We start from the raw sequence: 8,157 nt of genomic DNA, 5'->3' as shown, positions 1-8,157 counted from the left end.
GGAACCAATCGTTTGTGGTCGTTGCCTTCGAGCCATCCCGGCGAGAAACCTCGCGAAAACGACAGTTCCATTTCTTGACGATCGGTGTCGTCGACGTGGACTTTGCCGGTGCGGATCGCATCATCAATCGCGCGTCGATAGTGTCCGGTGATGTTGGCGACATATTCCGGCGTTTTCAGTCGGCCTTCGATCTTTAGTGACGCCACGCCCGCGTCGATCATGTCGGGGATGGCGGCATAGCCGGCTAAGTCTTGCGGGCTCAGCAAATAGCGGACTTCGCCAAGATCGCGGTCTTCGCCGTCGCAAATCAGCTCATACGGCAACCGACATGCTTGAGCGCATTGGCCTCGATTCGCACTTCGCCCGCCCAACGATTCGCTGGTCAAGCATTGGCCGGAATAGGCCACGCACAACGCGCCGTGAATGAAGACTTCGATCGGCATGTCGGTGGCCGAGGTGATCTTGCGAATTTCGGCGACCGACAACTCGCGTGCCAACACGACGCGGGATAGCCCCAAATCGGCCGCGACCGCGATCGTTTCGGCACTGGTCAAACTCATCTGCGTCGACGCGTGAATTTCCAGCTGCTGGCAGACGGACCGCACGATTCGGGCGACGCCGAAATCTTGGACCAAAACGGCATCCACCCCCGCTTCGGCAACACGCTCGATGACCTTGATCAAATCAGGCAATTCCGAGGGGAACGCCAACGTGTTCATCGTCACGTAACCACGAACACCGCGGGTTCGCAGCCAGCTCATCAATCCCGGCAGATCGTCCAGCCCAAAATTGTGGGCACGAAAGCGGGCGTTGAAACCACAATCCAACCCAAAATAGATCGCATTGGCGCCATTTTCGACCGCCGCGCGAGCGCAGTCCCAATCGCCGGCGGGCGAAAGGAGTTCGATTTCCGAGCTGACTTTACTTGACTTTGTGTTCATGCAGCCAAGTATGACCACCAATCGCGATTTTGGGAAATGGATCGATCCGGAAATCGATTTCGGTTCCCGGCACTGCCTTGGAAGCCAACACCCAATGTCATCTACTTTCGCCCATACCGGGTGGTTTTTTATCGCGGAGCGGCGCGAGCCGCCCGGTCGAAACCGAACGTTTTATCACGCTGCAACCGGACGGGCCCCGCGCCGCGAACGCTACCCAAGGGAGATGGCATTGGGCCAACGCCGCCGAGAGAGATCCGTGGACCCTACTCGGGATGATCCGCGCAGCGGACTCGGCCGTTTCGGTCAAGCTGAAACGCTCGGCCGGTCACCGGACATGTCGGCAGCGTGCGGCCCGCGTAAACATCGGTGGCAATTTCTCGCATGCTTGATGAGGGGGCGCTACCGGTGTCATCGATATAGGCCTGGACGTAATGTTGCAGCAATTCTCGGGCAAGTTGGCAGCTGCGATCGTGGGCCAAATCGCCAGGCTGTTGCAGATGCCGGATCCCGATGATGGCCACCGTCGCCGAGATGATCAGAACCGCCATCACCTCGATCAAGGTGAAGCCTTTTCGGGGGGACGCCATTATTCGAGTACCTCAAACATGTGGAACATCGGAGTGTAGATCGACAGCACGATGCCGCCAATCGCGACCGCCAACAGGATCGTCAGCGTCGGTTCGAGTAGTCCGACCGAAGCATCGATCCGGGTTTCGAGTCGTTCACGTAGATGCTCGCAAGCCCCACGCAGTGCTTTAGGGAAATCGCCCGACTGTTCACCGACCGCGACTAACTGGCAAAGCGTGGCTGAGAAGAAATGGTCATGGTTGCCGAGTTGTTTACTGAGTCGTTCGCCTCGCAGCACGCTGCGCCGGACTTGGTCGACCGAGGCTCGCACCTCGCGATTGCGAACACAATCCACGGCCACTCCGACCGCATCGGCAGGCGTGTAGCCACATTCGACCATCGACGACATGCCTTCGACAAACTGCAGCACCGCAACGTCGCGAAGCCAGGGACCAACCAGCGGCAATTTCAGCAGCAATGCATCGGCTATCCGGGCGAGTTTGGGACGCGAACGAATGATCGAAATCAAGGCGACCAGCGTGATGCAAAACGGAACGACAAGCCATCCGTTGTGGATCACTTGCCGGCTCATTCCCGTAACCACTTGCGTGACCACCGGCAAATCGACACCGCTGCTCGAATAAACCGTTTCAAATTCGGGCACCACGACGACACACATAAAAATCATCAGCCCCGCACCGGCCACCGTGATCAGTACCGGGTAGCTGATCTTTTTGATGATTCGCTTCTTCAAAGCGACGCTTCGCTCGAGTTGTTCGCAAACACGACGCATCGCTTTTTCGAGCGAGCCACTTTTTTCACCGATGCGAATTTGCTGGACTTGCATCGCGGTAAACGTACGTGGGTAACGCTGCATCGCGTCACTGAGAAGTCCGCCGGCTTCGATCGTCATGCGAAGCCGAACAAGCACGCTGCGGTATCGAGCCGACGATCGGTCCGCCGCCAGCGAGGCAAGTGCTTTGGGTAGCGACAATCCGTTTTCAAGCAACATCAACAGCAAACGCAACAGATCGGCGAGCGGAACCGGAGGAATTCGAGTTGAATCCCCTCCCTTCTTTTTTCCGCCAACCTCGATCGAGTGCAGTTTACGCAACAACCCGATCACCCCGCCGCCCGCAGAGGCGGCGGATTGGGATCGAGTGTTCTGCTGGGCATAGGAGGTTGCCATGATTCAGTGATCTCAGGAAATTGTTTTTAATCGCGGTTGGGCGTCAGTGCCCCTGCGGAAGTGTTGGGTTCAAACGCAAACGACGTCGACTTCTCGTGATCCGCCCACGATCGGTTTGGATTCCGTTCGGCGGCGGTCACCACTGGTTTTGAAGTAGACCTCTTCGAGTGACGTACGTCCGGCGACGGCTTGTTCAAGTCCTGCGTTGGCAAGTCCCACCATCCCGGCGGCGATTGACATTTCGTACAGTTTGGAATGAGGCACACCGGCTTCGATCGCCATCGTGATCTCGGGGGTGATCGGCATGATTTCAAAGATCGGCAAACGACCCGAGAAACCGGTTCCCAAACACTTCTTGCAGCCTTCGCCACGGAAAAAGTCGGTCGACCGCGAGATCGTTTCATCGGGATCCAACGCATCGAGCAGGTTGCGATTCGGAGCGACCGGCATTTTGCAGTTTTCACACACTCGGCGGAGCAGTCGCTGGGCGACACTGCCAAGCAGCGAGCCCGCGATTTTGAAGTTGTCCACCCCAAGGTCACTCAAACGCTGAACCGCTCCGACAGCATCGTTGGTGTGCAGCGTGCTAATCATCAAGTGACCGGTCAACGCAGCTTGAACCGCCGTGGTCGCCGTTTCGCTGTCGCGAATTTCGCCGACCATGATCACGTCCGGGTCCTGACGCATGATGTATTTCAGAGCGTTGGCGAATCCCATTCCGAACTCGCTATCGCTTTGCACTTGGTTGATCCCTGGCAATCGATATTCGACCGGATCTTCGACCGTGACAATGTTGCGATCGTCGCCGTTTAGATGTTGCAGTACTGCATACAGAGTCGTACTTTTGCCGCTTCCGGTCGGCCCCGTGACCACAAACATGCCGTGCGGTTTGTCGATCATTTCGCGAAGCGACGCAAGGTTGCGAGGCATCATCCCCAATCCATCAAGCGAGAAGGTTTTGCCTCCTTCATCGAGCAGCCGCAGTACCAATTTTTGTCCATCGACTGTGGGAATCCCGCTCACGCGAAATCCAACACGCTTGCCATTTTCGTAAACATTCAGATGGCCGTCTTGAGGACGACGATTTTCAGTCGTGTCCATGTCGGCCATGACTTTGATCCGGCTGATCACCGATTCTTCGATGTGATTGGGGATCGTCATGACTTGTTGCAGTTCGCCATCGACACGATAGCGAACCCGCATTTCGGGTTTGAAGGGTTCCAAATGAACATCGCTGGCCCCGGCGGTGGCCGCACCCGACAAGATCGCCTGCACCAACCGCACCACCGGCGCGTCCTCTTGATCAACACTGACCACCGATGGGTTGACGTCGTCACCAGAGGCTTGTAATTCACGTAGTTCGGCGAGTTTCATGTCGACGATCGTTTGTCGAGCCACACTGCGGTCATCGTAAACGCGACTATTCAGCGCTTCGATGTCTTCGGCTAACGCCACCGCCGGTTTAATTTGGTAGCCGGTCATCAATTCGGCTTCGGCGATCGTTTCGATATCGTCCGGTGCGACCATGGCCAAGATCAATTGCCGGTCCTCGACCTTGATCGCGCCCGATTGACGGGTACGGGCAAAATCCTCGGGTAACAGACGAGCGATTTGCGCATCGACCGCCGTGGCGTCGATGTCGATATAGGGCACCGCGAATTGTTCTGCCAGCGCACGACCGAGCTGGAGGGTCGACAGCAACTTTTGGCTGACCAACCAATCACCCAACAACACGCCACGGGGTTTTGATGCAAACGCCGCGTCAAGCGACTCGGCGCTCATCACATGTTGTTCGATTAAGACATCGCCTAGTCGTCGCATTGTATTTCCTCTGCCTGTGTTTGTCGTTTGCGTTTGGGGCTTTAGCGGCTACCGACACCATTGGCAGCATGAGAGACAAGGGCAACGATTTTTTGTTCGAGCACGACGGGATCAAACGGGGTGATCAAGTAATCTTGTGCTCCCGCGTAAAAGGCCCGTTCGACGGTTTCTAGACTGGGGTCCAACGACACCACCAAAACCGAAAACACTTCCGCGCCGAACTCGCCCCGCAGACGTGACAGCCATTCCAGCCCGTCGCCGTCATGTAACGCCGTATCGACGATCACCAGATGTGGCGGTTCGGTCCGAATTCGATCTATCGCTTCACCCCCGGTGCCTACCCGTTCGATTTGGTATCCAAGCAACTGCAGCCGAAACGACATCAATTCCGAAAGCACTGGTTCAGACTGAACCAGCAGAATTCGTACACCGGATGAATCAAACATCGGCATGCCTTGTCGGGATCAAAGGGAGGAAAGGTCAGCAATAACAACGCGATTCAAGTAAGAACTCGCGTTGAAATGTAGGTTGCAAACTGCGACAGGTAGAAGAATGTGGGGGTATTCACGCTCTCATTTGTGGGGAAACCGACGGTTTTTTTGCACCACTGCTTCTGGGGGCCTTTCAGGCAGCCCTTGCATCCTTTTAATCGGCGCCACCGGTACAATCCGAATCCTTTGACCATCGCGATGACTGCTTACGTTCATTTATGCGATTCGATGCCCACCCCCTCTGTAGCGTATCCCAGATTTAAATGAGGTTTGTCGGCGTGGTGTTGAGGGCTGTCATGTTTTGAAACAGAGCCGCGTATCCAACGCACCCAGACGACCTTAAACGCGCGGGGCATGGCGCTAGCACTTTCGTTGACGAAATTCACTTCGAGGAAATTCGTGGACGCACGGTCGATGCGTAGACGAATGGAAACTAGGGGGGCCTACAACTTGGGAACAAGAGCGTGTTGAGGATCTATTTTGCTTCGCTAAAAGTCGCGATTGCGATTGTTTGCGTCGGAATCAGCCTGATACTTGGCAGCAAGTTTCTCGGTTTGATTCCCGAATCGCTGCATGACAACGGTCGCGCGATCATGCGTTTGATCGCCTTTTTTATCGTCGGAGGCATTGCCGCCTACACGCTGCTGGTGGTCCGTTTGTTTGGATCCTTCGAGGTCACTCAGGTGGTGACAGATCGGGTTCGCAAATCGTTGGATGCATTGGCCGAAGGTTTGGTGATCATGGATGACGCCAGCCGAATTGTTTTGGCGAATCGCTCGTTCTGTGACACCATCGGCTTGGGCAGCGAAGAATTGGTGGGCCGGCGACTCGATTCACTTGGTTGGGTGTGCAGTCGTTCAGCCACGTCCGAGGATTTTCCGTGGGCGCGAGCGATGAGCGAGAACAAACGCTATATCGACCAATTGATGCGGTATCAACATCCCGATGGCTCTTATCGCTTTTTAGCAATAAACGCTTCGCCCGTGGACAATAGTACGTCCGATACCGGAGGTGTCTTGGCGACGTTTCGTGACGTGACCGCCGTCGAAGAGCATCGTGCCGAAGTCGAGCGGTTGCTGCAGATGTTAAGAAATAGTCGCGAGGAAATCTCAAACAAAAATCGCGAGTTGCAAGTCCTCGCGACTCAAGATGCGTTGACTGGGTGTTTGAATCGCCGTGCCCTGTTTGAACAGTTTGATTCGATTTGGAAAACACTGAACCGAGCCCAGCCGATGCTGGCCTGTTTAATGGTCGACAATGATCATTTCAAACAGGTCAATGATACGTATGGACATCACGTCGGCGACGAAGTGTTAAAAGCGGTCGCCAAGATTCTGCGTGACTCGTTTCAGCGTCCTGCCGTGGTCTGTCGCTATGGCGGCGAAGAGTTTTGCATTCTGATGCCGGGGGCCAGCGTTCAAGAGGCGATTGAGGCAGCCGAGGTGGCTCGCCGAGCGGTTGCGGAACAATCGTTTGACGATCAACCCGATCTGAAAATCAGCGCTAGCATCGGAGTGTCTCATTTGCAGTTTGACGCCGATGACCCGCAATCGTTAATCAATCAGGCCGATTGTGCGCTGTATGTTGCCAAACACCAAGGACGCAATCGCGTGGTGGTGTATGGCGAACCGGAAGCGAAATCGGCAGCCCGTGCCGAGGAGAATTGCGTTTGCATTTGATCCGCATTCAATTTTTTAGTGAACTCGGCCGCTCGCGTTTTTGCCGATTAAAACATTCCACCGCCGCCCATGCCGCCGCCCATGCCGCCGCCACCCATTCCGCCTCCGCCCATTCCCTGCATCGACATCGGCATCGGGACCTCGACCGATTCGAGAACCGGATCAGGGCCAAAATGCGATTCCCGCAGCGTTTGCAGCAGCGTCTCGATTTGCTGATGCACGTCATAAGTGGCTGAAATCAGCAGCGCCGGACGCGTCGATTGAAACGGTGCCATCGTCGAAGCCCCCCCCAACGCCTCCCATGTATCAGGGGCGATTGTGGTTTGGATCAGCGTGGTGATGGCGCTGAAATTGCCTGGGACCACGCCGGTGCCTTCGAGCCAGTAGATGCGAGTGAGGAGTTGTCCCTCCGCAGCTTCGGCGGTCGTGATGGTCAACGTTTCGCCTTGGATTGTGAAGATCAGGTCGAGATCACGAAGGATGAAGTCGAGGATGCTCTGCAGCTGCACGGGAGCGGTTTTCACTGTGACCGGGACATCCTCCGTCAGCCCGATTTCTTCCAATGCCCGGCGGTCGATTCGCATGGATAGATCCGATTCTTCCGAGAGTGAATCGAGGGCTTCATTGAGTGGAGTTTCAGCAAACTCGACCTGTAGCGAACGCGTCAGCGCTTCGGCGACTCTTTTTTCTGCGGCTTCGTCGATGTTGATCCAGCGTGACACCCCAATCCCTTTGTGCACCAGTGACGCGGTGTCGGCGGTGATGACCACGCCATCGTTTTCCACCGTGGCTCGCAGCCCATGCGACCGCAACATCTTTCGCAGAGCCGTCCGCAGCGGAAGTTCGCTCGCGTTTAGCTTGATTTGAGTTTCGCTTTCTTTGAGTTCTGCGAATGCGACGCCACGATCATCGAGGATGACCGGGACCCCCGTGATTGATTCGAGTTGTGAGGGAAGCTCATCCAGCGTGGTCGTAAGATCAAATTCAAAGGATTGGTTCATGGCCCCAATCGCATCTTCGGCGATCTCACCGACGGGATCGGGAACCACTGTTTGTTCGGCCCACATCGTGCGTGTTCCTGCCGAGAACCCCTTGCTGTCCTCTTTCTCGTCCGCCGCTTTCTTACTCAGCGGTTTCCGTTTGGGTTGGTCCTGAGGTTCGGTGGTGATCACCGCTCCGCCGCCTCCCATGCCCCCCATGCCGCCACCCCCACCAAACTGAGCCACATGGCCGGGGATCGTGATCGTTTCGGGTTGGTCGCTGGGTTGGCCGGCCGAGCCCGAGACCATCATCAAACCGAGGATGGCAGAGCCGGCGATCAAGCTCGCGAGTGTCGTTAACAGGGATGGCATCAGTCGGGTTCCTTGCGAGAGTAGGGAGTCAAGAAGATGAGGGTCGACGGGAGAATCGGGAAGATCGCCACGATGCAGCGAATCAATCAGCGGTTCACTTGCCTGGGCCGCCGTCGC

General features: G+C 56.1%; 6 protein-coding genes and 1 pseudogene. 1 reads left to right on the top strand and 6 read right to left on the bottom strand.

Translation table 11 applies throughout. The features are described 5' to 3' along the window. The 5 genes from ABX962_RS23850 to ABX962_RS23830 all read right to left on the bottom strand — a co-directional run. Positions 1 to 941: peptidase U32 family protein (locus ABX962_RS23850; RefSeq protein ID WP_372722970.1), on the bottom strand; the 941-nt coding region annotated here is incomplete at its 3' end. A 263-nt stretch (positions 942 to 1,204) separates the two neighbouring features. Further along, complete coding sequence (locus ABX962_RS23845) at positions 1,205 to 1,528, bottom strand: competence type IV pilus major pilin ComGC (protein ID WP_372722968.1); 324 nt, start codon at positions 1,526 to 1,528, stop codon at positions 1,205 to 1,207. Continuing rightward, positions 1,528 to 2,697, bottom strand: coding sequence for a type II secretion system F family protein (locus tag ABX962_RS23840; RefSeq protein ID WP_372722966.1), 1,170 nt, complete (start codon positions 2,695 to 2,697; stop codon positions 1,528 to 1,530). The genes ABX962_RS23845 and ABX962_RS23840 overlap by 1 nt, the downstream gene beginning before the upstream one ends. A gap of 69 nt (positions 2,698 to 2,766) precedes the next feature. Next, complete coding sequence (locus tag ABX962_RS23835; RefSeq protein WP_372722964.1) at positions 2,767 to 4,518, bottom strand: GspE/PulE family protein; 1,752 nt, start codon at positions 4,516 to 4,518, stop codon at positions 2,767 to 2,769. A 41-nt stretch (positions 4,519 to 4,559) separates the two neighbouring features. Continuing rightward, on the bottom strand, positions 4,560 to 4,964 hold the full coding sequence (locus ABX962_RS23830) for a two-component system response regulator (protein WP_372722962.1): 405 nt from the start codon (positions 4,962 to 4,964) through the stop codon (positions 4,560 to 4,562). 509 nt (positions 4,965 to 5,473) lie between these two features. Here ABX962_RS23830 and ABX962_RS23825 point away from each other — a divergent pair. Continuing rightward, complete coding sequence (locus tag ABX962_RS23825; RefSeq protein WP_372722960.1) at positions 5,474 to 6,688, top strand: diguanylate cyclase; 1,215 nt, start codon at positions 5,474 to 5,476, stop codon at positions 6,686 to 6,688. Positions 6,689 to 6,735: 47 nt separating this feature from the next. Here the strand turns inward: ABX962_RS23825 and ABX962_RS23820 are convergent. Further along, positions 6,736 to 8,157, bottom strand: a pseudogene (locus tag ABX962_RS23820) (hypothetical protein); the annotation flags it as partial.

Origin of the sequence: Novipirellula sp. (assembly GCF_041583735.1) — a bacterium.
Lineage (GTDB): Bacteria > Planctomycetota > Planctomycetia > Pirellulales > Pirellulaceae > Novipirellula.
Note: the sequence above shows the minus strand (reverse complement) of the source record. Positions and strands in the feature narration are given on the sequence as shown.